Source organism: Micromonospora endolithica (assembly GCF_003626595.1).
GTDB lineage: Bacteria > Actinomycetota > Actinomycetes > Mycobacteriales > Micromonosporaceae > Micromonospora > Micromonospora endolithica.
Genome location: NZ_RBAK01000005.1, coordinates 316,805 through 339,178, shown reverse-complemented (window position 1 = coordinate 339,178; position 22,374 = coordinate 316,805). Strand labels below are relative to the sequence as shown.

General features: G+C 72.3%; 21 protein-coding genes and 1 tRNA gene. 8 read left to right on the top strand and 14 right to left on the bottom strand.

What is annotated here, in order from left to right; all coding sequences use genetic code 11:
• The first annotated feature begins 2 nt into the window (after positions 1-2).
• Positions 3-653, top strand: coding sequence for an aminodeoxychorismate/anthranilate synthase component II (locus D7223_RS16015; protein ID WP_120729188.1), 651 nt, complete (start codon positions 3-5; stop codon positions 651-653).
• 41 nt (positions 654-694) lie between these two features.
• Here the strand turns inward: D7223_RS16015 and pknB are convergent, their stop codons facing one another.
• Genes pknB through D7223_RS15980 form a run of 7 tightly spaced genes read right to left on the bottom strand, consistent with a single transcriptional unit; the run spans position 695 to position 9,666 of the window.
• Positions 695-2,533, bottom strand: a complete 1,839-nt coding sequence (gene pknB, locus D7223_RS16010) for a Stk1 family PASTA domain-containing Ser/Thr kinase (RefSeq protein WP_120729187.1) — start codon at positions 2,531-2,533, stop codon at positions 695-697.
• Positions 2,530-3,933 carry a serine/threonine-protein kinase gene (locus tag D7223_RS16005; RefSeq protein ID WP_120729186.1) on the bottom strand — a complete coding sequence of 468 codons (1,404 nt, stop codon included), beginning with the start codon at positions 3,931-3,933 and terminating at the stop codon, positions 2,530-2,532. Before D7223_RS16005 ends, pknB begins: the two co-directional genes overlap by 4 nt.
• A 1-nt stretch (position 3,934) precedes the next feature.
• Positions 3,935-5,440, bottom strand: a complete 1,506-nt coding sequence (locus D7223_RS16000) for a peptidoglycan D,D-transpeptidase FtsI family protein (protein WP_120729185.1) — start codon at positions 5,438-5,440, stop codon at positions 3,935-3,937.
• The gene (locus D7223_RS15995; protein ID WP_120729184.1) at positions 5,437-6,924 is read right to left on the bottom strand and encodes an FtsW/RodA/SpoVE family cell cycle protein; all 1,488 of its coding nucleotides are present in this window, start codon (positions 6,922-6,924) and stop codon (positions 5,437-5,439) included. The genes D7223_RS16000 and D7223_RS15995 overlap by 4 nt, the downstream gene beginning before the upstream one ends.
• 28 nt (positions 6,925-6,952) lie before the next feature.
• On the bottom strand, positions 6,953-8,395 hold the full coding sequence (locus D7223_RS15990) for a PP2C family protein-serine/threonine phosphatase (protein ID WP_120729183.1): 1,443 nt from the start codon (positions 8,393-8,395) through the stop codon (positions 6,953-6,955).
• Complete coding sequence (locus D7223_RS15985; RefSeq protein WP_120729182.1) at positions 8,392-8,877, bottom strand: FHA domain-containing protein FhaB/FipA; 486 nt, start codon at positions 8,875-8,877, stop codon at positions 8,392-8,394. The genes D7223_RS15990 and D7223_RS15985 overlap by 4 nt, the downstream gene beginning before the upstream one ends.
• A gap of 6 nt (positions 8,878-8,883) precedes the next feature.
• Entirely contained in the window at positions 8,884-9,666 is a 783-nt protein-coding gene (locus tag D7223_RS15980) for an FhaA domain-containing protein (RefSeq protein ID WP_120729181.1), read from the bottom strand.
• Positions 9,667-9,874: 208 nt separating this feature from the next.
• On the opposite strand from D7223_RS15980, the gene D7223_RS15975 reads away from it, so the two are divergent.
• From D7223_RS15975 to D7223_RS15965, 3 genes are all read left to right on the top strand, one after another.
• Positions 9,875-9,960 (top strand) — tRNA-Leu (locus tag D7223_RS15975).
• Between the two features lie 65 nt (positions 9,961-10,025).
• Positions 10,026-11,141 carry an NAD-dependent epimerase/dehydratase family protein gene (locus D7223_RS15970; RefSeq protein ID WP_186832302.1) on the top strand — a complete coding sequence of 372 codons (1,116 nt, stop codon included), beginning with the start codon at positions 10,026-10,028 and terminating at the stop codon, positions 11,139-11,141.
• Positions 11,138-11,944, top strand: a complete 807-nt coding sequence (locus D7223_RS15965; protein WP_120729282.1) for a WecB/TagA/CpsF family glycosyltransferase — start codon at positions 11,138-11,140, stop codon at positions 11,942-11,944. Before D7223_RS15970 ends, D7223_RS15965 begins: the two co-directional genes overlap by 4 nt.
• Positions 11,945-12,005: 61 nt before the next feature.
• On the opposite strand, the gene D7223_RS15960 is transcribed toward D7223_RS15965, so the two are convergent.
• Entirely contained in the window at positions 12,006-13,568 is a 1,563-nt protein-coding gene (locus D7223_RS15960) for a S8 family peptidase (RefSeq protein WP_120729179.1), read from the bottom strand.
• Between the two features lie 220 nt (positions 13,569-13,788).
• On the opposite strand from D7223_RS15960, the gene D7223_RS15955 reads away from it, so the two are divergent.
• Positions 13,789-14,388 carry a hypothetical protein gene (locus D7223_RS15955; protein ID WP_120729178.1) on the top strand — a complete coding sequence of 200 codons (600 nt, stop codon included), beginning with the start codon at positions 13,789-13,791 and terminating at the stop codon, positions 14,386-14,388.
• On the opposite strand, the gene D7223_RS15950 is transcribed toward D7223_RS15955, so the two are convergent.
• The 3 genes from D7223_RS15950 to D7223_RS15940 all read right to left on the bottom strand — a co-directional run bounded on the left by D7223_RS15950 (position 14,353) and on the right by D7223_RS15940 (position 16,042).
• Positions 14,353-14,763, bottom strand: coding sequence for a hypothetical protein (locus D7223_RS15950; protein WP_120729177.1), 411 nt, complete (start codon positions 14,761-14,763; stop codon positions 14,353-14,355). The genes D7223_RS15955 and D7223_RS15950 overlap by 36 nt on opposite strands.
• A gap of 206 nt (positions 14,764-14,969) precedes the next feature.
• Positions 14,970-15,191: a DUF397 domain-containing protein gene (locus tag D7223_RS15945; protein ID WP_120729176.1), complete on the bottom strand. Its 222-nt coding sequence runs from the start codon at positions 15,189-15,191 to the stop codon at positions 14,970-14,972.
• Positions 15,161-16,042 (bottom strand): helix-turn-helix domain-containing protein, encoded by an 882-nt coding sequence (locus tag D7223_RS15940; protein WP_120729175.1) that lies wholly within the window; start codon positions 16,040-16,042, stop codon positions 15,161-15,163. Before D7223_RS15940 ends, D7223_RS15945 begins: the two co-directional genes overlap by 31 nt.
• 623 nt (positions 16,043-16,665) lie before the next feature.
• Between D7223_RS15940 and D7223_RS15935 the strand changes: the two genes are divergently transcribed.
• Positions 16,666-16,953, top strand: coding sequence for a hypothetical protein (locus D7223_RS15935; protein WP_120729174.1), 288 nt, complete (start codon positions 16,666-16,668; stop codon positions 16,951-16,953).
• A 122-nt stretch (positions 16,954-17,075) separates the two neighbouring features.
• Positions 17,076-17,525, top strand: coding sequence for a hypothetical protein (locus D7223_RS15930; protein ID WP_238162024.1), 450 nt, complete (start codon positions 17,076-17,078; stop codon positions 17,523-17,525).
• Between the two features lie 44 nt (positions 17,526-17,569).
• On the opposite strand, the gene D7223_RS15925 is transcribed toward D7223_RS15930, so the two are convergent.
• Together D7223_RS15925 and D7223_RS15920 are read right to left on the bottom strand one after the other, a co-directional pair.
• On the bottom strand, positions 17,570-18,235 hold the full coding sequence (locus tag D7223_RS15925) for a PASTA domain-containing protein (RefSeq protein ID WP_120729281.1): 666 nt from the start codon (positions 18,233-18,235) through the stop codon (positions 17,570-17,572).
• 325 nt (positions 18,236-18,560) lie between these two features.
• The gene (locus D7223_RS15920) at positions 18,561-19,244 is read right to left on the bottom strand and encodes a PASTA domain-containing protein (RefSeq protein ID WP_120729172.1); all 684 of its coding nucleotides are present in this window, start codon (positions 19,242-19,244) and stop codon (positions 18,561-18,563) included.
• A 112-nt stretch (positions 19,245-19,356) separates the two neighbouring features.
• Between D7223_RS15920 and D7223_RS15915 the strand changes: the two genes are divergently transcribed.
• Positions 19,357-20,784 (top strand): hypothetical protein, encoded by a 1,428-nt coding sequence (locus tag D7223_RS15915; RefSeq protein ID WP_238162022.1) that lies wholly within the window; start codon positions 19,357-19,359, stop codon positions 20,782-20,784.
• A 34-nt stretch (positions 20,785-20,818) separates the two neighbouring features.
• On the opposite strand, the gene D7223_RS15910 is transcribed toward D7223_RS15915, so the two are convergent.
• Positions 20,819-22,297, bottom strand: coding sequence for a glutamate-cysteine ligase family protein (locus tag D7223_RS15910; protein ID WP_120729171.1), 1,479 nt, complete (start codon positions 22,295-22,297; stop codon positions 20,819-20,821).
• Positions 22,298-22,374 lie beyond the last annotated feature (77 nt).

Below are 22,374 nucleotides of genomic sequence, written 5' to 3'. Positions count from 1 at the left end.
CCGTGCGCGTCCTGGTGATCGACAACTACGACTCGTTCGTGTTCAACCTCGTGCAGTACCTGGGGCAGCTCGGTGTGGACTGCGAGGTCCGCCGCAACGACGAGATCGACGTCGCGGACGTGGGCCGGGCCGGCGCGGCCGGCATCCTGCTCTCGCCCGGGCCGGGCAGCCCCGACCGGGCCGGCATCTGCCTCGACGTCATCCGGCGGTACGCCGGGGAGGTGCCCATCTTCGGCGTCTGCCTCGGCCACCAGGCGATCGGTGAGGCGTACGGCGCGACCGTCACCCGGGCCCCCGAGCTGCTGCACGGCAAGACCTCCGAGGTACGGCACCAGCACACCGGGGTGCTCGCCGGGCTGCCCGACCCGTTCACCGCGACCCGCTACCACTCGCTCGCCGTGCTGCCGGAGACGCTGCCGGACGAGCTGGAGGTGACCGGCTGGACCGGCTCCGGGATCGTGATGGCGATGCGCCACCGGACGCTGCCGATCGAGGGCGTCCAGTTCCACCCGGAGTCCGTGCTCACCGAGGGCGGTCACCTGATGCTGGCCAACTGGCTGGCGGTGTGCGGCTACCGGGAGGCCCTGGAGCGCGCCCCGGAACTGGCCGCCGAGGTGGACGCCCGCCGCCGCGCCGCCTTCGCCACCACCTGACCACCCCCGCCCCGACCCTTACCGGAGCCGGGGTGGGGGCGCTACTCGCTGGGGAGTCGGACCGGTGGGGTGGGCTGGGTGGGCAACGGTGGGAGGCTGCCGCCACCGCCGCCACCGTCGTCGTCGCCGGGGGTGGGAGTGGCCGTCGGGGTGACGCTCGGGGTGACGCTCGGCGTGGGCGGGGTCGGTTCGACCTCCTCGGGCTGCGTCACGACGATCTTCACCGTGCTGTTCTTGACCTTCTTCTCGCCTCCGTTGGGACTCTGGTCCTCGACCTTGCCCGCGTCCTCCGGCGCCACCTCTTGTCCCTTGTCGACGTCGACCTTGAAACCGGCACGTTCCAGCGTCCGGGTGGCCTCGGCCTGGCTGAAACCCTCGACGTTCGGTACCTCGATGACGGTGCCCTTGGAGACCGAGAGCGTCACCTTCCCGCCCTCGGGTAGTTCCTTGCCCTCGGCGGGGTCGACGCCGACGACGATGCCGGCCTGGGCCTCGTTGTCGACCTCCTTGATCACCGGCACGAGCTTCGCTTCCTTGAGCCGAGCCTGGGCACTTTCGACCGTGCCCCCTTTGAGGCCGGTCGGCACCGTGGCCGTCGGCACACCGCCGCAGATCTCGAGAGTCACCTGCTGGGTGGACTCGATCCGAGCGTTGGCCCCGGGCTCCTGGCGCAGCACGGTGCCCTGCTCGCAGCCGCTCTCGGTGACCGACACCGGCTGGCCGGTCAGACCCGCCGTGGCGAGCCGCTCCAGCGCCTGTTGCTGAGTGGCCCCGACCAGGTTGGGTACCACGATCTCCTGGTCGCGGTTGCCGTAGAGGAGGGCGCCGACCAGGGCGATCACCGCCAGTACGCCGACCGCGGCGAAGGTGGCGATCAGCCACGAGGACGCCTTGCGGCGGCGCGGGTCACCGACCCGAGCCGGGATCTGGCGGGTCTGCGGCCCTCCGGCAGCGGCCGGATAGCCCACCGCCGCGCCGCCCGGGGTCAGCTGGGTCGCCTCGTCCTCCCGCATGACCGGAGTGGCCAGCACCGGCCGGCCGGCGGCCGCGCGGAGCAGGTCGGCCCGCATCTCGCCGGCGCTCTGGTAGCGGTTGAGCGGGTTCTTCGACAGCGCCTTGAGCACGATCGCGTCGACCGCCGGGTTGACGTCCGGGTTGATGTCGCTCGGGGTCGGCGGGGCCTCCCGCACGTGCTGGTAGGCGACGCTGACCGGGCTGTCGCCGACGAAGGGCGGGTGCCCGCAGATCAGCTCGAACAGCACGCAGCCGGCGGCGTACACGTCGGAGCGGGCGTCCACGGCCTCGCCGCGCGCCTGCTCGGGCGACAGGTACTGTGCCGTGCCGATCACCGCGCTGGTCTGCGTCATCGTGGTGGCACCGCTGGCCAGGGCCCGCGCGATGCCGAAGTCCATCACCTTGACCTGGCCGGTCTGGGTGAGCATCACGTTTCCGGGCTTGATGTCCCGGTGGATGATGCCGTGCCGGTGGCTGAACTCCAGAGCCGCGCACATGTCGGCGCAGATCTCCAGGGCCCGGCGCGGCTGGAGCCGCCCCTCGGCGCCGAGCACCTCCTTGAGGGTGCGGCCGTTCACGAACTCCATGACGATGAAGGGCAGCGTCTCGCCGGTGGGCGCGGTCTCCTCACCGGTGTCGTAGACGGCGACGATCGCCGGGTGGTTCAGCGAGGCGGCGTTCTGTGCCTCACGGCGGAACCGCATCTGGAAGGTGGCGTCCCGGGCGAGGTCCGTCCGGAGCATCTTGATCGCGACATCCCGACCGAGCCGGAGATCGCGACCGCGGTGCACCTCGGCCATGCCGCCGTAGCCGAGGAGCTCGCCGACCTGGTACCTGCCACCGAGCAGGCGGGCCTGCGCTGTCATCGCGTCTCTCGTCCTTCGCTCGTCGTCTCGTCGCTTCCGGGCCGGGGGCGTTCCTGTCGACGGTACGACGTTCCGGCCGGATCGTCGTGCCCGGCGGGCCGCAGCGTGCCGGACTGCACCGTGCGCGGGCCGAACGCACCGGGTTCACCGGACGCCGCGTTCTCCCGCAGTTTGTAGGAAATCACGCCGGAGCAGACGAGTACCAGTACGGCCAGGATGAGGGCGAGGAACACCATTCCGGGACGGGACCGGGAGGGCTGCGGCGGTGGGGAGGGACTGACCGGCGGGCGGGCGTACCCGGCCTGCCGGTCCTGACGGACGGGGGCCGGGGGCACCGGGGCGGCGCCACGCGGCCAGGCCGGCTGGCCGACCGGCGGGCGCTGCGCGGCCGGTGCCACCGTGGTGGGACGGGGGGCCGCGACCGGCGGACGGGGCGGCTGCGGGGCCATCCCCTGCGGTCGGTGCGCCACCGGCGATCGCGGTGCCGACGGAGGCGGGACCTGGGCGCGCCCGGGCGGCGCGGCCGGGGAGGCCGGTGCCGGCGAGACCGGACCGGCGTTGCCGGCGGAGCGGGCCTGCTGCGAGAGCTGCGCCTTGAGCTGCCGGGCCACCCCGGCCAGCGCGGCGGCGCTCGGCCACCGGGCCGCCGGGTCCTTGGCCAGGGCGCGTTCGACCACCGCGCGGACCTGCGGCGGGATGTCCTGGGGCAGCGGCCGGGGAGTCTCCCGGACGTGCCGCATCGCGATCTCCAACGCGTTGTCGCCCTCGAAGGGGCGCCGGCCGGCGAGGCACTGGTAGGCGACCACGCCGAGCGCGTAGACGTCCGAGGCGGCGGTGGCGACCTGGCCGGTGGCCTGCTCCGGGGAGATGTAGGAGGCGGTACCGAGCACCGAGCCGGCGGCGGTCAGCTGTGCCACCAGGTCGGACCGGGCGATGCCGAAGTCGGTGAGCACCAGGGTGCCGTTCGGCCGGACGAGCAGGTTGCCCGGCTTCACGTCCCGGTGCACGATGCCCTTCACGTGTGCGGCGTGCAGGGCGTCGGCGGCCTGCGCGACCAGCGCCATCGTGCGGGCCGGGGTGAGCCGGCCGACCCGGCCGAGGGTGGCCGACAGGGCGTCGCCCTCGACGTACTCCATGACCAGGAAGGCGATCTGCTGGTCGCTGCCGAAGTCGTAGATGTCGACCACGCCGGGATGGTTGATGGTCGCCATCGTCCGGGCCTCACCGCGGAACCGCTCGGCGAAGTCGGGATCGTCGAGCAGCGCGGGGAGCAGGCTCTTCACCGCGACCGTACGGCCCAGCACCTGGTCGGTGCCGCGCCAGACGTCGCCCATGCCACCGCTGGCGATCCGCTCGTCCAGACGGTAGCGGTTGCCGAGCTGCACCCCCGGGCTGAGCATGTCAGCGGCCCCCGGGTGAGTTGATGGCGGCCCGCATGATCTGGCCGCCGATCCGGGCCGCCTCGGCGCTGCCGCCGCTGCCGGCCTCCTCCAGCACCACGCAGACCGCGGAGACCGCGTTGCCGTCCTTGTCCAGTGCGAAGCCGATGAACCAGCCGTGGTCGGGCCGGGTCGGCGCGGACTGGGCGGTGCCGGTCTTGCCGCCGACGGTGTAGCCGCTGATCCGGGCGTTCCGGCCGGTGCCGTTCTCGACCACGCTGACCATCATCTCGCGCAGGTCGCCGGCGACCTGGCCGCTGACCGGGCGGCGCAGTTCGCGCGGCCGGGCGGTGTAGTAGTCGGTGGTGCGGTCCGGGCCGAGAAGCTGGCGGACCAGGTACGGACGCATCTGGCTGCCGCCGTTGGCGACCGAGGCGGCGATCAGCGCGCCCTGCAACGGCGTCATCCGCACGTTGTTCTGGCCGATCGAGGACTGCGCCAGCGCCGCCGGGTCGGTGCTGCCGTCCGGGTTCTGCATGTCGCCGGTCCGGCTGGCCGCCACCGGGTGCCCGCCCTCGTTGAGCTGGCCGACGGTGAGGTCGGAGTCCTCAAAGCCGAACTGACGGGCCTTCTCCTTGACCTTGTCGGCGCCGAGCCGGACGCCGAGCTGCGCGAAGCCGGTGTTGCACGACTCGGTGACCGCGTTCATCAGGGTCACCTGCCGCTCCGGGCAGATCGAATCGGCGGCGTTGCGGATCGGCTGCCCCGACGTCGGCGGCGTCCACTCCCGGCCGGCCGGGATCTGGGTGTCCTGGCCGACGCCGTTCTCCAGGGCGGCGGCGGCCGTCACGATCTTGAAAGTGGAACCGGGGGGCAGCACCTCGCCGAGCGCCCGGTTCTTCAGCGGGCCGGCGGGGTTCTGCTCCAGCGCGTTGAACGCGGCGGTGGCCTCGTCGCTGTCGTGGCTGGCCAGCGGGTTCGGGTCGAAGCTGGGTATGGAGACCAGCGCCTGCACCGCGCCGGTACGCGGGTCGATGGCGATCGCCGCGCCCTTCGCCACGTCGTTGCGGTTGTTGCGCAACTGGTCGTAAGCGACGTCCTGCGCCTGCTTGGAGATGGTGAGCAGGACGTTGCCGCCGGCGGTCCGGTCGCCGGTGAACATGTCCTTCACCCGGCTGGCGATGAGTTCGTCGCTGGTGCCGGCGAGGAACTCGTCCTCGGCCTTCTCGATGCCGGTGTCGGCGAGGTTGACCGCCTCGTAGCCGAGCACGTGGGCGTACTTGGCGCCGCCCGGATAGGTCCGCTGGTACTTCAGCTCGCCGCTGGTTTCCTTCGAACCGGCCAGGACCGTGCCGCCGGCCTCGATGTTGCCCCGGGGGCGGTCGTACTTGGCGACCTGGACACGGCCGTTGTAGTCGCTGGTGCGGTACTCGTCGGCCTTGTAAGCCTGGATGAAGTTCAGGTTCGCGAAGAGCAACCCGAAGAGGACCATCACGACGACGCCGACCCGGCGCAGCGGTGCGTTCACGGCTTGATCACCTCCGTGGGGGCACCGTGCAGCTGTTCCGGCGGGCCGCCGGAGGGGCGGGCCGCCGTGCCGCCGCCGACCACCGGTCGGCGCGCCCCGTCGGAGACCCGCAGGAGGATCGCGATGAGCAGCCAGTTCGCCATCAGCGAGGAGCCACCGGCGGAGAGGAACGGGGTGGTCTGGCCGGTGAGCGGGATCAGCTTGCTGATCCCGCCGACGATCACGAAGACCTGGAGGCCGAGGGTGAACGCCAGGCCACCGGCGAGGAGCTTGCCGAACGAGTCCCGCACCGCCAGCGCGGCGCGCAACCCGCGCTCCACGATGAGCAGGTAGATCACCAGCAGGGCGGAGAGGCCGAACAGGCCGAGTTCCTCACCGAGACCGGCGAAGATGAAGTCGTTCTCCACCAGCGGCAGCTTGCCCGGCTGCCCGCCGCCGGGCCCGGCCCCGAACAGGCCGCCGGTGCCGAGCGCCAGCAGCCCCTGCACCAGTTGGTAACCGTCGTTGTAAGGATCCGCGAACGGATCCATCCAGATCTGCGCCCTCAGGTAGAAGTTGGCGAACGGCCCGCCCACGGCCTCACCCAGGACGTACGCCACGTAGACGCCGCCGAAGAACAGCACCAGACCGATGAGCAGCCAGCTGACCCGCTCGGTGGCGATGTAGAGCGTCACCACGAACATGCCGAAGTAGAGCAGCGAGGTGCCCAGGTCCTTCTCGAAGACGAGGACCAGGAGGCTGATCAGCCAGACCACCAGGACCGGGCCGAGGTCCCGGCCGCGCGGGAAGTCGATGCCGAGGAACCGCCGGCTGGCCAGCGAGAGCACCTCGCGCTTGCGGACCAGGTAGTAGGCGAAGAAGGCGAGCAGGGCCAGCTTGGCGAACTCACCCGGCTGGATGCCGAAGTTGCCGACCCGGACCCAGATCTTCGCGCCGTTGACCTCCGACATGCTCGCCGGCAGCACCGCCGGGAGCATGACCAGCACGATGCCGCCCAGCCCGAGGGTGTAGGCGTACCGGGAGATCGAACGGTGGTCCCGGACCACGACGAGCAGCGCGGCGGCGAGGAGCACCGAGATCAGCGTCCAGGCCAGCTGCCGGCCGCCGGTGCCGGCGAAGGTGGCCAGTTCGGCGCGCTCGGCCGGGGTGGCCCGGGCCAGGTCGAACCGGCGCAGGAAGCCGACGCCCAGACCGTTGAGCAGGGCGACCGCCGGCAGCAGCGCCGGGTCGGCGAACGGGGCCAGGAACCGGATCACCACGTGCAGGCCGAGGAAGACCGCGGTGAGCGTGGCGGCCGGGATCCAGAAGTCCGGGGTCACCGTCTCGAGGACGTTCGCCTCGACCATCGCCCCGTACGCGGCCACCAGCACCATCGCCAGCAGCAGCAGCGACAGCTCGGCGTTGCGCCGGGACCGGGCCAGGCGTACGCCGGGTCGCTCCCCCGCGTTGGCGGGCGAGGATGCCGGGGTTGCCGCTGCGGTCACGGATCGTCCTGAGGATTCGAGCCGGCGCTCACTCGGGCGACCGGCAGGCCGCCGGGTCGAACGACGGGGCGACGGTGTCGGTGGGCAGGGCGTCGGGGCTGGTCGCCGGTGCGGCCGGCGTGCCGGTGGGTGCGCCGGTGGCCCGGGCACCCGGAGACGGGGAGACCGGTCGGCCGGACGGTGCCACCGGGGTGGGCGGCGCCGGCGTGGTCACCGCGACCGCGCTCGGCGTCGGGCTCGGCGGGCAGAACGGCTTGAGGTTCGGGTTGGTCGGGTCCTCGCTGATCAGCTCGGCCAGTCGACGCGCGGCGTCCGGCTCGTTCTTCGCCGGGATGCCCTGCTTGACCTGCTCCTGGGCGGCCAGGGTCAGGTCCTCCAGTTCCGCCGGGCTCTCCGAGTGGGGGGTGGAGAGGTCCACTCCGGCGATCTGGCCCTGGATGCCCTTGAACACGGCGACGTGACCGTCCTCGGTCGCGCCGACGTAGTACTGGCGCTGGGTGTAGGTCCAGCCGCCGAAGACCGCGCCGCCGAGGAGGACCAGGACCGCCAACGTCATCGCGGCGGCCCGCACCGGGCGGTGCCGGCGCGTATCGGGCTCGTCGTCGGCGTTGGCGGTGGGCTCCTCGGGGGCGGCCGGGCGCGGCGCGGAGAGCGCGGACGCGCGGGCCGCCGGCGTGGAGACGTCGGCGGAGGTCGCGTTTCCGCGGTCCCGGGCGGCGGCGCCGCCGACGATCGGGGTCGCCTCGACGATGTCGTGGTCGGTGGCGTCCGCGATGATCACCGTGATGTTGTCCGGGCCACCGCCTCGCAGGGCGAGCTGCACCAGCCGCTCGACGCACTGCTGCGGGTCGGCGTACTCCCGCATCGTCTCGCCGATGGTCTCCGCGCTGACCACCCCGGAGAGACCGTCGCTGCAGATCAGGTAGCGGTCGCCACGGAGCACCTGGCGTACGGAGTACTCGGCGTCGATGTCCCGGCCGTCGAGGGCGCGGGTGAGCAGCGACCGCTGCGGATGGCTGCTCGCCTCCTCGGCGCTGATCCGGCCCTCGTCGACGAGCATCTGGACGTACGTGTCGTCCTTGGTGATCTGCGCGAACTCTCCGTTGCGCAGGAGGTAGGCCCGCGAGTCACCGATGTGGACCATGCCGACCTTGCTGCCGGAGAAGAGGATCGCGGTCAGCGTGGTGCCCATCCCCTCCAGCTGCGGGTTGGCGTCCACCGTCTCGCGGAGCTGCTGGGTGGCGGCGCTCACGGCCGAACGCAGCGCATCGACGAGGGCGTCCCCCGGGACGTCCTCGTCGAGCGGCGCCATGGCACCGATGACGATGTTGCTGGCGACGTCACCGGCGGCCATGCCGCCCATGCCGTCGGCAACGGCGAGTAGCCGCGGTCCGGCGTAGACGGAATCCTGATTGCCGTCTCGGATCAGACCGCGGTCGCTGTGGGCCGCGTAGCGCAGGGTCAGAGTCATGGCCGTAATTCGAGAGAAGTGCGGCCGATCCGGATCGGCACGCCGAGGGGGACGGGGGTTGGTCCGGTGACCTTAGCGCGATCGAGGTACGTGCCGTTAGTCGAACCGAGGTCCTCGACGAACCACTGCCCTTCGCGCGGCACGAGCCGGGCGTGTCGCGCCGAGGCGTAGTCGTCGGTGATGACGAGCGTGGAGTCCTCGGCCCGACCGATGGTGATCTGCGCTTCACCGAGGGTGATCCGGGTGCCGGCCAGTTGACCGGCGGTGACCACCAGTTGGTGCGCCGCCCTGCCCCGTTTCACCCTGGCCTGCTTCGCCGGTTGCCCGAGCGAGGCTCCCACCGCCCGGGGGGCGGCCACCAGCCGGCCCGACCGGGCGCCCGCGAAGAGATCCCGCCGGATCACGCCGACCACCGTGAACACGAAGATCCACAGCAGGATGAGAAACCCGAAACGGGCAACGGTGACGACGAGTTCCGGCAAGGCGGATCAGCCGTCCACGCGGAAGGTCAACGTGGTGGTGCCGAGCTGCACCATGTCACCCGGGTTGAGAGCGACAGCCGACACCCGCTGGCCGTTGACCATCGTGCCGTTGGTGGAGCCGAGGTCGGTCAGCACGACCTGGCCGCCGTCGAAGTCCAGCCGGGCGTGCCGGCGGGAGATGCCGACGTCGGGCAGGCGCAGGTTGGCCTGGTCACCACGGCCGATGACGGTCGAGCCCATCTGGAGCGGGTAGGTGCGCCCGTCCCCGGACACCAGCCGGACGTTGCGACCGCCACCGTGCCCCGGCGGCGGGCCGTAGCCACCACCCTGGTCGTATGCCGGGTAGGCGGGCGGGCCGGCGTCGTAGCCGGGCGCCGGGGCCACCTCGCCGCCGGTGTAGACCTCGGCGGTGACCCGGAACATGCCCGTGTCCAGTCCCTCGCCGCGTTCGATCTCCACGATCACGTCGCCGTAGACCGTCCACGCCTGCTCGCCGATGAACTCCGCCTGCGACTGGGCCAGTTCCTGGGCCAGCGCGGCGGCGTACGGCGCCAGCCGACTGTGGTCGTACGGCGAGAGATCGATCACGTAGCGGTTGGGCACCAACGTGCGCCCACCGGCCAGGATCGCCTTGTGCGCCTCGGCCTCCCGCTGCATGGCGTTGAGGATCTCCACGGGGTGGACCACCCCTTTGAAGACCTTGGCAAAGGCCCCCTCGACCAGGCCTTCCAGACGCTTCTCGAAGCGTTGCAGCACGCTCACCGGCTCCTCCTCGGGTCCCGAGGACATGATGGTATCCGGCCGGCGCGCGCGCAGCTCACACGCCGCTCGGCTCCGGGGCTGACAGCCCTCCGCAGCGGCCGGGAAAACCCGTGCTAATCTTTCGTCCGCCACGAACGGTAACCGTTCGCGGCAACGACCCGAAGCCGCGTAGAATGGCCGGGCCTGCTGGAGACGGCGGGACCGACCCGGACTACAGTGTTCGAGGTCGAGCCACGGGGATGTGGCGGAATGGCAGACGCGCACGGTTCAGGTCCGTGTGTCCGAAAGGACGTGGGGGTTCAACTCCCCCCATCCCCACCAGTTGACGAGGGCTCCGCATCAGCGGGGCCCTCGCTCCGTATCGGGGCCGTGCCGTTCGTCACGCTATGCTCCGATGGTTTCTGCCTCCGACGGACCAGGAGTGGCGTGTGAGTGTCGCATTCGTGACCGGGTCGGGCGGTCTGATCGGCTCCGAGGCGGTCCGGCACTTCGCCGGCCTCGGTCTCGACGTCGTCGGCATCGACAACGACATGCGGCAGGAGTTCTTCGGCCCGGAGGCGTCCACCGCCTGGAACGTCCGGAGGTTGAGCGACGAGCTGGGCGCCGCGTACGCGCACCACAGCATCGACATCCGGGACCGGGACGCGCTGGCGAAGCTCTTCGGGCGATACGGCTCGGACATCGCCGTGGTGATCCACACTGCCGCGCAGCCGTCCCACGACTGGGCCGTGCGGGACCCGTTCACCGACTTCGACGTGAACGCCGGCGGCACCCTCAACGTGCTCCAGAACGTGCGGCAACACTGTCCCGAGGCGCCGGTCATCCACTGTTCGACCAACAAGGTCTACGGCGACCGGCCGAACAGCCTGCCGCTGCGGGAGCTGGACACCCGGTGGGAGATCGAGCCCGGCCACCCGTACGAGCAGGGCATCCGGGAGGACATGTCGATCGACGCGTGCCTGCACTCGGTGTTCGGGGCCTCGAAGGTGGCCGCCGACGTGATGGTGCAGGAGTACGGCCGCTACTTCGGCATCCGGACCGCCTGCTTCCGGGGCGGCACGCTCACCGGCCCGGCCCACTCCGCCACCGAGTTGCACGGCTTCCTCGGCTACGTGATGCGGGCCAACATGGAACGCCGGACCTACAAGATCTTCGGCTACCAGGGCAAGCAGGTGCGGGACGCGATCCACAGCTCGGACGTGGTGTCCGCGTTCGAGGCGTTCTTCCGCCAGCCGCGCTCCGCGGCGGTCTACAACCTGGGCGGCGGCCGGCACTCCAACACCTCCAACCGGGAGGCGTTCGCCCTGGCCGAGCAGATCACCGGCCAGGAGATGATCACCGAGTACGTCGAGGCCAACCGGATCGGCGACCACAAGTGGTGGATCGGTTCCAACGAGGCGTTCCAGGCCGACTATCCGGACTGGAAGCAGGTGTACGACGTACCAATGATCATGCGTGAGATCCACGAGGCCAACGTCGACAAGTGGGTACCGAAGCCGTGAACCGGGTCACCAAGCGCAACGTTCTGGGCGTCCTGGTCGACGCCACCGACTACGCCGACGCCACCGAGCAGGTGGTGTCGGCGGCCCACGAGCGTCGCCCGCTGGCCCTGACCGCGCTCGCCGTGCACGGCGTGATGACCGGCGTGCTGGACCCGGCGCACAACGCCCGGCTGAACTCCTTCGACGTGGTCACCCCCGACGGGCAGCCGGTGCGCTGGGCGCTCAACCTGCTGCACGGCGCCGGCCTGACCGACCGGGTGTACGGCCCGGAACTCACCCTGCGGGTGCTGGCCCGGTTCGCCGACGCGGGGCTGCCGGTCTACCTGTACGGCTCGACCGAGGAGACCCTCGGGCGGCTGATCCCCCAGCTGGAGCGGATGTTCCCGGCGCTCAAGATCGCCGGCGTGGAGGCGTCCAAGTTCCGCGCGGTGCAGCCGGGCGAGGACCGCGAGATCGCCGACCGGATCCGGTCCAGCGGGGCCCGGCTCGTCCTGGTCGGGCTCGGCTGCCCCCGCCAGGAGGTCTTCGCGTACGCCATGCGACCCCTGCTGGACATGCCGCTGATGGCCGTCGGGGCGGCGTTCGACTACCACGCCGGCCTGCTCCGCCGGCCCCCGGCGTGGATGCAGCGCGCGGGCCTGGAGTGGTTCTGGCGGCTCGGCCTGGAGCCGAAGCGGCTGTGGAAGCGTTACGTGGTCCTCAACCCGGCCTACCTGGCCCGGCTCGCCGCCCAGAAGACCGGCGTGTGGAAGGCCCGCCCGCCGGCCCCGGCCACCGCGCACCCGGGCGACTTCGCGGTCTGACCCGACCCGCAGGAGGCCCCCTCCGGACGGATCCGGAAGGGGCCTCACCGTCGGAGCGGGCTCAGACGGTCAGCGTCCAGGTGTTGATGTATCCGGTGTCGTACCGGTACACGTCCCGGACCTGGAGCCGCCAGGTGCCGTTCGCGGCCTCGCTGGACAGGTTGGCCGTGTAGGTGGCGACGACGTTGTCGGCGCTGTCCGAGCTGCTGCTGTTCTTCAGCCGGTACGCCGACCCGTCCGGCGCGACCAGGTCGACGACCAGGTCACCGCGCCAGGTGTGCACGATGTTCACCGCCACCGTCGAGGTCGCCGAGGCGGCCCGGTCGCAGCCGGAGATGGTGATCGAGCTGCTGATCGCGGAGCCGGCGTCCGGGATGGCGACGTCGGTGCCGTTGGTGCCGCTGCAGCCCGGGGGCGGCGGCGGGGGCGGCGGGGTGGTGCCGCCGTCACCGACGTAGAGCAGCTTGTTCGGCGAGCCGGTGCCCGGGCTGGTCACCACGTTGCTGGTGGCGTTGTTGACCAGCGAGTCACGCACCTGCTGCGGGGTGAGGGAGGGGTTGGCCGAGAGCACCAGCGCGGCGGCACCGGCGACGTGCGGCGAGGCCATCGACGTGCCGCTGATGGTGTTCGTCGCGGTGTCGCTGTTGTACCAGGCCGACGTGATCGACGAGCCCGGCGCGAAGATGTCCAGGCAGGTGCCGTAGTTCGAGTAGGACGCCCGCGCGTCGGTGCTGGTCGTCGCGCCGACGGTGATCGCCGAGGCGGTACGCGCCGGCGACGAGTTGCAGGCGTTGGCGTTGCTGTTGCCGGCCGCCAGGGCGTACGTCACGCCCGAGCTGATCGAGTTGGCCACCGCGTTGTCGAGGGCGCTGCTGGCCCCGCCGCCGAGGCTCATGTTGGCCACCGCCGGCTTGACCGCGTTGGCGGTCACCCAGTCGACGCCGGCGATCACCCCGGCGTTGGAGCCGCTGCCCGCGCAGTTGAGCACCTTCACCGCCACCAGGCGGGTGCCCTTGGCGACGCCGTACGCGGTGCCGCCGACGGTGCCGGCGACGTGCGTGCCGTGACCGTTGCAGTCGGTGTTGTTGCTGTCGACGGTGTTGGTGCCCCAGGTGGCGCGACCGCCGAAGTCCGAGTGCGTGGTCCGGATGCCGGTGTCCAGGATGTACGACGTGACGTTGCTCGCCGTGTTCGGGTACGTGTACGAGTTGTTCAGCGGCAGTGCCCGCTGGTCGATCCGGTCCAGGCCCCAGGACGGGGGGTTCGCCTGGGTGCCGGCGATCGACACGGTGTGGTTCTGCTCGACGTACGCCACCGCCGAGTCGGCGGCCATCCGGGCCGCCGCCTTGGCGGTCATCCGCATCTCGGCGCCACGCACGGCGGCGCTGTACGTCCGGACCGTCGTGCCGCCATGGCGGTTCTTCAGCCGGGTGAGCGACGCGCCGACCGCGGTCCGGCTGACCGCGCTGTCCTTGAAGACGACGATGTAGCTGTCCGCGATGGCGGTGGCGCCACCGGCGGCGCGGACCGTGCCGACCTGCTCGGCGGCCATCGCCGGGGTGGCCGTGACGACCATGGCCAACGCGGCCACCCCGACGAACACGGACCTGTGTGAAAGACCCATCTCCCTACCTCCCTCCGACCGGACGTCGACCGTCCGCTCGTTCATGGCGAGCGAATCGATGAGTGCCGATCGAGCTGAGGGTAGAGCGCAACGGAGCGGGAGATATACATGCCGAGTTGCCCATAACACCGGTGGGATGACCCCTACGGGGAGCGGTTACGGGACCAACGGGGGGCCGTCCCCGATTCGCGCGGGCGCGAATCGGGAAAGGCTGTCCGGCATGGAGAGTCATCTCGGGGTCCTGCTCACTCTCACCGTCGTCTGGCTCGCCGCCGGCGTTCTGGCCGACGGGCTGCCTCGGCTCGACCGGGCACGCGCCCTGCGGCGGCGTACCGGATGGGTCTTCGCTCTGACCCTGACCGCGCTCGGCCTCACGGCCGTGGTGCTGGCCGCCGGACTCTCCAGCGGCGGCGGTACGGCGGTGGACCGGGCCGCCACCGGGCTCGTCCTCGCCGTGGTCCCGGCGGGTGCGGTGGCGGTCTGCGCCGTCCGTCGGATGAAGCGGCTGTGGACCGGCGCGGGGGCCTTCGCCACCGCACCCCGCACGCCCGCGCCGCACGGCTTGCGGGCCGCCGCGGCGCACCCGCTGATCGGGCTGCCGGTGCAGGTGACGGGCTTGGCGCTGCTGCCGGCGACGCTCACCGCGGCGGTGCCCCCGCTGGCCAGCGGTGCCGGCGCGAGCGGGCCGGCGGTCACCCTGGGCATCGTGGGCCTCGTCGCCATCGGCGTCCGGCACGCGCTGCGACACAACCGGCTCGCGGAGCGGGCGATGCCGGCACCGACCTCACCGCGACCGGCCGCCGGCCCCCTGCACGTATAGCAGTTCCAGGATCGCCCGGGTCGCCTCGAACCAGCGGTCCAGCCAGCCGGGCGGCGGCACGCTGCCCCTCGGCGGGAGTTCCAGCAGCAGACCGCGCAACAGCGGGTGGTCGGCCAACGAGCCGCTCGGCTCCACCGCCCACCCGCCGGTCGGGAACGACGGCTCGGTCAGCGGATTCGGGTCCAGCGAGGGCAACGTCAGTGGCGGCGTGGCCTGCTCCGGTGCGCCGGCGACGTCCTCCCGGCCGCCGACCTCGGTGTCGGTCGACACCACCTCGGTCAACACGGTGTCCCGGCGTGCGCCGCGGTACTTGCCGCCGAAGCGTTCCGGCTTGCCCGGCCCGTTGGTGAGGTTCTCTGACCCGATCGTCGTCATCGTCTCGCCTGCCTCGTTCGGTTGCCGATCCGCGCGGCGGGTTGTCGCGGGTTGTCGACCAGCGCCGTGTCGAGGAGTACAACGACCCGGAGCCGCCGTGGCGACGGGAAGGCCCGGCGGATGCCGGCCGATCCACCCGACCCGGATCACGCGGGTGTCCCCGGACGGCAGAGCCGTCCGGGGACACCCGACCCACGTACCGGGCGTCAGGCCCGGTCGAACCCGCCGTCCCTGGCGCCGGCGACGAAGGCACGCCAGTCACCCGGGCCGAACACCAGGGCGGGACCCGTCTTGTCCTTCGAGTCCCGGACCCCGACGGCCCCGGTCACGTACGCCACTTCCACGCAGTTGTCGCAGTTCGGCCCGCTCTTCGAGCTCTTGAACCACGCTGCCTGCGTCAGGGCCACTCCGAACCCCTTGGTCGCCATTTCCACAGCGGCTCCTCTACCAGTTTTGCGATGTGTGCGACGGACTCCTCCGGACGAATGGCCGCAGCGCGGATGTGATCGAAGATGAAGCTGTATTTCTGAAGTTCGTCGCTCTTCTCCAGGAAGAGCCCACCCGTAGCGTTCTCCGCGTACACCACATCCGGATCACCGGGCTCAGGGAAGCTGAGGATGGTGAACGTCCCGTCCATGCCGGCGTGCGCTCCGACCTCGAAGGGCAGGATCTGGAGCGTCACGTTCGGCAGCTCGGCCACCTCCACCAACCGTCGGAGCTGGTCACGCATGACCGCATCCCCGCCCACCGGCCGGCTCACCACCGCCTCATCGAGCACCACCCACAGATCGACCGGATCATCCTGGGTCAACAACGACTGACGGCCCAGACGGACACGCACCCGTTGGCGCACCTGTTCCGGGGTGAAGTCCGGGCGCGCGGCGCGGATCATCGCGCTCGCGTAGTCCTCGGTCTCCAGCAGGCCGGGAACCACCTGCTGCTCGTACGCCCGGATCGAACCCGCCGCCGCCTCCAGGCCGACGTACGCGCCGACCAGCACCGTGCTGTACGGATGCCACCAGCCCTTCTGCCGGGCCTCGCGGGCGATCTGCACCAGCTCGTCGCTCTCCACGCCGACCACGCCGTAGATCCGGAGCATGTCCCGGACGTCGCGCGGGGTGGCCGAGGTGTGCCCGGTCTCGATGCGCGAGATCTTGGAGGCGGAGCACTCCAACTGCTCGGCGACGGCCTCGATGGTGATCCCGGCGGCCTCCCGCTGACGGCGCAACTCGGCGCCGAGCCGGCGCCGCCGGATGGTCGGGCTGCGCCGCTCACTCACTGTGGTCCCCGTGCCCCACTCGGGACCACCGGCTGCTGGCTCCCACCCGCCACCTCCGCCTGGATGCGCCGCTTCGTCCACCCGCCGGCCCGGGCGCGGGGCGGTGCGGGTGTTCGCGGCGGGCAGTGGTGCCGGTCATCGACCGGCCGCGACGGGCGAAACCGGATCTCAGTGTGCCGTCCAAATGCGAGCGTCTTCAAGCTTCGCTTCGTGCGCGCCGCTCACGTATCGGCAAAAGTCGACGTGCAACTTGCATCCCGCACGACGCTGATGCACTCTGTCGGTATGGCCCGGGTAACTCACCGTCTCCGTCCGCTTCCCCGCTGTGGTGATCCCACGGCGCACCGGACACGGGACGGAAAGGGCTCGTGGCCAACGACAACACGACCTGCCCCGGGGTGATGACCCCGCCGCTGCAAGCCGGACGGCTGCGGCGGCGGGTGCGGTACCCGGAGCAACCGGGTGATGGTCGGGTGGCGGTCCGCCACCAGCGGGACGTAGCCCGACCACCACCACCCGCACACCGGTCCGACGAGGCACGATCCCGTTGCCGGGCCAGGAGAGACGTCCCCCAGCCAGCCCCGCCGGCACCGACCGTCGGCCCATCCTTTCCAGGAGCCCATGTGCTTCCCCGCTCCGGTGACGTACTGCACGTGACTCGCGCGGCGAGTGTCCAGTTCCTCCGGCCCATCACCTTCCGGGTGATCCGGGTCCTCGACTGGCCGACCTACGACGGTTGGCTCTGGATCGAAGGTTACGAGTTGAACGCTTCGGGGGACGCGGTCAACCGTCGGTCGATCTTCGTACAGCGACTGGGTCTGGAGCAGCTCCAGGCCGCCCCGCAACCGCGACCGCACGCCGTGCGTGCGCCGCGCCGACCAGTTGCCCGCACCCCGATCCGGGTGGGCTGACCTCCGCGAACGGCCGCCGGGTGGCGGACCGAGACCATAGAATTCGGTACGCCACCCCGGCACGTTCCACCCCGCGCGTCCCGGACCCTGAACCTGGGACGGCCATGGTCAATCACCCTGCCGTGCCGCGGACCCACCGCTGGCACATCGTCTACGCCTTCGGACTCCTGACGCTCCTCTGCGGCGCGGCCACACTCGTGGTCGTGGCCCGGGAACCTGCCCGCTCGTCCGCCCACCTGACCGCGCCGGTGCCCGCACCGGAGATCACCGTGGTGGACGAGGATCCATCGGAGGTCGACGAGGACGCCTTCGGGGACCCGTTCGCCGAGCCGTTCGCCTTCGGCGAGCCCGATGCCCTCGACGAGTCGGACGGGTTCGGTGCCCCCGGCACCGGCCCCGGTCCGTCGTCCGGTCCGGCGACCGAACCGTCCTCCGGACCGGACGACGTCGCACACGGCGGCCGGCACTCGCCGGAGAATGTTCGCCGATCCCTGTTCTGGTCGGGCGTGTTCGGCCTGGCGATCTCCCTCGCCGGGCTCGGCCTGGTGGGCACCAGACGCCGGATGTGGTGAGCCGGACCCCGAGGGGCGGCACGCCGCACCAGGGCCGGCACCGGTCAGCCGGTGGGCGTCGGCTCGGCGCTCGCGGTGCCGGTCGGGCTCTCCGGCGTCGGCTCTCCCCGGGAGACCACCAACGTGACCTCCTCGTCCTCGGAAACCGGTTCGCCCGCCTCCGGATCGGTCTCCAGCACGGTGCCGGCGGGACGGTCCGAGATGCGGTACTCCACCTCGTACGCGAGGCCGGTCCGGTCCAGGATCGCCTGCGCCGTGGCCAGCGGCAGGTTCACCACCGGCGGCATCGGCACCTCGGCCGCCGCGGTGGTCGGCGCCGCCGAGGGTGATCCGGTCGTCGGGGCGGCCGAGGTGGTGGGCGCCTCCGTGCGGGGTGACGCGCGGGTCGGGGACACCGAAGGGGTGACCGGCGGCGCCGGCTCGTCGTCGGCGGAGCGCAGCGCCAGCCACAGCCCGCCCCCGAGCAGCGCGAGCAGCAGCAGCGCGAGCACGCCCCACAGGATGGGCAGCCACCACGGTCGACCGGCGGCCTCCTCGGCGTACCAGTCGGCCGGCTCGCGGTAGTCCTCCGGGCGCGGCGACGGGACCTCGGCCCGGCCGGACCACGCCGGCGGGGCGGACAGCCCCGGGGGCAGCGGCGCGGTGCGGTCCGCCGGGGCCGCCCGGTCCGGGGGCAACGCCCGGGTCTCGTCCTCCGGGCCCGGCGTCATGCGTTCGGCGGGTCCGGGCAACCGTTGCGTACGGTCGGCCGGCTCCGACGGGCCGCCGGTCGGTGGGAGGGGACGGGTGCTGTCGTCGTGATCTCCGGGGGTCGGCTCCGGTCGCCCGTCGTTCACGACACCACCGCGCTTCGCTCCCGGGCGCCACGGGGCACCGACACGCCGAACCCGACGACTCGCTCGCTGCGCTCACCCATGGCAGTCCCTTTCCGGCCCGGCGCGGGCGGTGGCCCCTCCCGGCCAACCTAACGGTCCGGGTCGCTGCCCGCCGGGAACGGCGTGCCGCCGGGCGTGCTCGCGGACCGGGCCGGTCGGATCAGGGTGTCGGTACCGCCGTCGGGGTGCCGGACGGCGACGAACCACACCAGATCGACACCCGGTCGTTCCAACGGGCCGTGCTGTCGGCAGCCGGTTCCTGGCGGCTGACCACCCCGGCGCGGCTCACCGGGTAGGCGGGGTAGAAGCCGTCGTCGACCAACTCGTCCGCCGCCTCCGAGCAGGGCTCGCCGACCACGTCGGGCACCTCGACGGTGGGGGCCGGGCCGCCGACGTACAGGGTGACCGTCCGGCCCCGGGAGATCCGCTCACCCACCGCCGGGGTCGCCCGCTCCACCGCGCGGCCGGTGCCCGAGCCGAAGACCAACCGCCAACCCAGCCGCTCCTCGCGCAGTTCCTCGCGGGCCTTCTCGAAGTCCATGCCGACCACCGGCGGCACGGTCAGTCCACCGGACGGAGCCGGTGCGGCGGTGGTGCGCGGCGTCGTCGGCTGCGGTCGGGGCACGGCCGGGCGGGTACTCCGCTCACGTGTCGTGGGGGACCCCGTCGCCGTGGCTTCGGCGACCGGCGTGACCGGAGAGTCGTCCGCGCCGGCCAGCATCCAACCACCGGTCGCACCGATGGCGGCGAGCAACACGAACGCCAACCCACCGCCCAGCACCAGGGTCAACCGGTTCGGCCCGCCGTCGCCGCGCGACCCGTGCCCCGTGTGCCCGTCCGTCATTCCGCCACCGCCTCGCTCCACCGGCGACCGTACCGGGCCCGACCAACCGCGCTGCGTCACGGTGCCCGCGCAGGACTCGCCGCGTCGATGCGGGAACGCTACGCTCCCCCGCATGGCCAGACAGGGCTGGGGAGGGTCGGCCGCGACCGCGGTCGGTGTCGCTGCGGGCGCGGGTGCGGCCCAACTGGGCTTCGGCTACGGCCTGGGCATCATCGACTGGGCGCCACCCGAGGGCGGGACCGACCCGGCCACCTGGGTGGCCGGTCTCATCTGGGCGACCTGGATCGCCGCCACCTCCACCGTTTTCGGCGCGGTCTGCGCCCAGCGGCTACGGGACCGTGCCTCCGCCGCCGCCCCGGCCGCTGCTCCTCCCGCCGCCGGCTCCCCGACGGCCGCCACCGCCCCGGCCGCGCCGGCGACCCCGGAGAGTCCGGCAGCCCCGGAGAGCCCGGCCCCCGCCAGTCCGGCGACCGGGGACCGTCCGGTGGGCCGGCTCGGGTCCGTCCTCCTGGCGGTGGCCGCCGCGGTGGGCGCGTCGATCGCCGTCCTGCTGGTGGCCGTACCGGCCCGGATGGCGGTGGTGCCGGACACCACCTCGCCCCGGAACGTCGCCGCGACGTACGCGGCCGTCGGGCTGCTGCTCGGCGTGCTGACGGCGGTCTGGGCCCTGCGCTCCCGGGCCGCCGCCACCAACGTGCTGGCCACGGTGGGCTGGCTCTGGGCACTCGCGGTGGTCGCCGTACTGGACGGTGTCCTCGCCGGACGTGGCCTGACCAGCGCGCAACTCGGCATCTGGCAGCTCAGCGCGGACGACGCGCGGTTCTGGATCCGGGACTGGTTCTACTGGCCGGGCGCGCTGCTGTCACTCGGGTCCGCCCTGCTGATCGGCGCGCTGGCGGCACGATCGGCGGCGCGCCGGACCGATCACCGGGTCGGTGCCACCGCCTCCGGCGCGGCCGGGCCGCTGCTGGTGGCCGTCGCGTACCTGCTGGCCGTACCGGGGCTCACCACCATCGATCCGCAGCAGGTGTCCGCGCACCTGATCGCGCCGTACGCGGTGATCGTCGGCATCGGTGGTTCGGTCCTGGTGTCCGCGCTCGCGCAGCGAGCCGCCCGCCGCACCGCCGCGCGCGACTCCGCAGCGGCGCGTGCCGCCAGCGCACCGGTGGTCGCCGGGGAGACGACCGACGACGGCACGCCGGAGGACGTTCCCCCGACGGAGCCGAAGCCGACCGGCCCCGTCGCCGTGGGCCGGGCCGGCGCGGTCCGGCCCACGCCGGCCGGTCGGGGCGGATCGGGTGCCTCCGCGCGGGACGACACGGTCGAGGTGACACCGATCCTCACCGACCCGCCGGCTCCGGCTCCCACCGGGCCCGCGCCGGCCATCCCGACGCAGCGCACCGGCTCCCGACCGGCCGGCCAGGAGCCGGTCAGGACGGAGCCGGGCGGAGTGGAGCCGGCCGGCGACGACGGGTCGGACCCCGCAGCGGAGACCGCGCCCCCGGCGAAGCGGCCCCGGGCACCGCGCCGCGCCCGCTGACCCTCTCCGGCCGCGGCATCCCCCGGGTGGTCAGTCAGTCGACCGGCCAGGTGTGCACCGGCTCGTTGCCGCGTTGCAGTTCGGCGTAGCGCTGCACCATGTGGTGCAGGGCACTGTCCCGGTCCATGCCGCGATGCCGTTCGGCCGCCCACACCGTCTCGGTCTGCCACACCGCGCCGTTGCGGCCGGTACGACAGCGCTGCTCGATGATGCCCAGCAGCCGGTCCCGCTCGGCCGGCGACACCCCGAACCGGTCCAGCCCGGTGGCGGCCGTGGGCAGCAGGACGTCGAGGACCAGCTTGGTCACCGGCACCTCACCCAGGCGGGGCCAACGCAGGACGGCGTCCATCCCGCGCCGCGCGGCGGCGTGGAAGTTCTCCTCGGCGGAGCTGAACGGAAGCTGGCTCCAGATGGGCCGGTCGGCCTCCGCGAGCCCCCGGGCCAGGCCGAAGTAGAAGGCGGCGTTGGCCAGCATGTCGACCACGGTCGGACCGGCCGGCAGCACCCGGTTCTCCACCCGCAGGTGCGGACGGCCGTCCATGATGTCGTAGACCGGGCGGTTCCAGCGGTAGACGGTGCCGTTGTGCAGGCGCAGCTCGCTCAACTCCGGCACACCACCGGAGTGCAGCACCTCAACCGGGTCCTCGTCCTCGCAGATCGGCAGCAGCGGCGGGAAGTAGCGGACGTTCTCCTCGAACAGGTCGAAGATCGAGGTGATCCACCGTTCACCGAACCACACCCGAGGGCGTACGCCCTGGGCCTTGAGTTCGTCCGGCCGCGTGTCGGTGGCCTGCTGGAACAGCGCGATCCGGGTCTCCGCCCACAGCTGCCGCCCGTACAGGAACGGAGAGTTGGCACCGACGGCCACCTGCACGCCGGCGATGGCCTGGGAGGCGTTCCAGTAGTCGGCGAAGCTGTCCGGCGCGACCTGCAGGTGGAACTGGAGGCTGGTGCAGGCGGCCTCGGGCGCGATCGAGTCGGTGTGGGTCCGCAGGCGCTCGACGCCGCGGATGTCGAGTTCGATGTCCTCCCCCCGGGCACCGACGATCTGGTCGTTGAGCACCCGGTAGCGCTCGTTCGTGGAGAGGTTGTCGGCCACCAGGTGTCGCTCGGTGAGGGTGGGCAGGATGCCGACCAGCACGATCCGGGCGTCGGAGGCGGCGGCGCGTTCGTCCGCGCGGGAGAGGCTGCCGCGCAGGTCCTGCTCGTAGTCGGCGAAGCCGGCGCCCTCGATCAGCCGGGGCAGCGCGTTGAGTTCGAGGTTGAACTGCCCCAGTTCGGTCTGGAAGAGCGGATCGGCGATGTCGGCGAGGATCTGCTCGTTGCGCATCGCCGGTTCGGCGGCGGAGTCGACCAGGTTCAGTTCGATCTCCAGGCCGGTCATCGGCCGGTCCGCGTCGAACCCGAAGTCGTCCAGCATCAGCGCGAAGACGTCCAGGCACCGTCGGACCTTCTGTCGGTATCGGGCCCGATCCTCGCGGGAGAAGGCGCCCTGCTCGACGTCCCTGCCCATGTGTCCTCCCGGCGCGTGGCGCTGCGGAGCGGTCCCGCTCCGCAGCGCATTGTGAACCATCCAACGGTATGAGCGCG

Coding starts and splice junctions, on each gene's coding strand:
- pknB (WP_120729187.1), bottom strand. CDS start 2,533: ATGACAGCGCAGGCCCGCCTGCTCGGTGGCAGGTACCAGGTCGGCGAG.
- D7223_RS16005 (WP_120729186.1), bottom strand. CDS start 3,933: ATGCTCAGCCCGGGGGTGCAGCTCGGCAACCGCTACCGTCTGGACGAG.
- D7223_RS15990 (WP_120729183.1), bottom strand. CDS start 8,395: ATGACTCTGACCCTGCGCTACGCGGCCCACAGCGACCGCGGTCTGATC.
- D7223_RS15980 (WP_120729181.1), bottom strand. CDS start 9,666: ATGTCCTCGGGACCCGAGGAGGAGCCGGTGAGCGTGCTGCAACGCTTC.
- D7223_RS15970 (WP_186832302.1), top strand. CDS start 10,026: ATGCTCCGATGGTTTCTGCCTCCGACGGACCAGGAGTGGCGTGTGAGT.
- D7223_RS15960 (WP_120729179.1), bottom strand. CDS start 13,568: ATGGGTCTTTCACACAGGTCCGTGTTCGTCGGGGTGGCCGCGTTGGCC.
- D7223_RS15955 (WP_120729178.1), top strand. CDS start 13,789: ATGGAGAGTCATCTCGGGGTCCTGCTCACTCTCACCGTCGTCTGGCTC.
- D7223_RS15950 (WP_120729177.1), bottom strand. CDS start 14,763: ATGACGACGATCGGGTCAGAGAACCTCACCAACGGGCCGGGCAAGCCG.
- D7223_RS15945 (WP_120729176.1), bottom strand. CDS start 15,191: ATGGCGACCAAGGGGTTCGGAGTGGCCCTGACGCAGGCAGCGTGGTTC.
- D7223_RS15925 (WP_120729281.1), bottom strand. CDS start 18,235: ATGACGCCGGGCCCGGAGGACGAGACCCGGGCGTTGCCCCCGGACCGG.
- D7223_RS15920 (WP_120729172.1), bottom strand. CDS start 19,244: ATGACGGACGGGCACACGGGGCACGGGTCGCGCGGCGACGGCGGGCCG.
- D7223_RS15915 (WP_238162022.1), top strand. CDS start 19,357: ATGGCCAGACAGGGCTGGGGAGGGTCGGCCGCGACCGCGGTCGGTGTC.
- D7223_RS15910 (WP_120729171.1), bottom strand. CDS start 22,297: ATGGGCAGGGACGTCGAGCAGGGCGCCTTCTCCCGCGAGGATCGGGCC.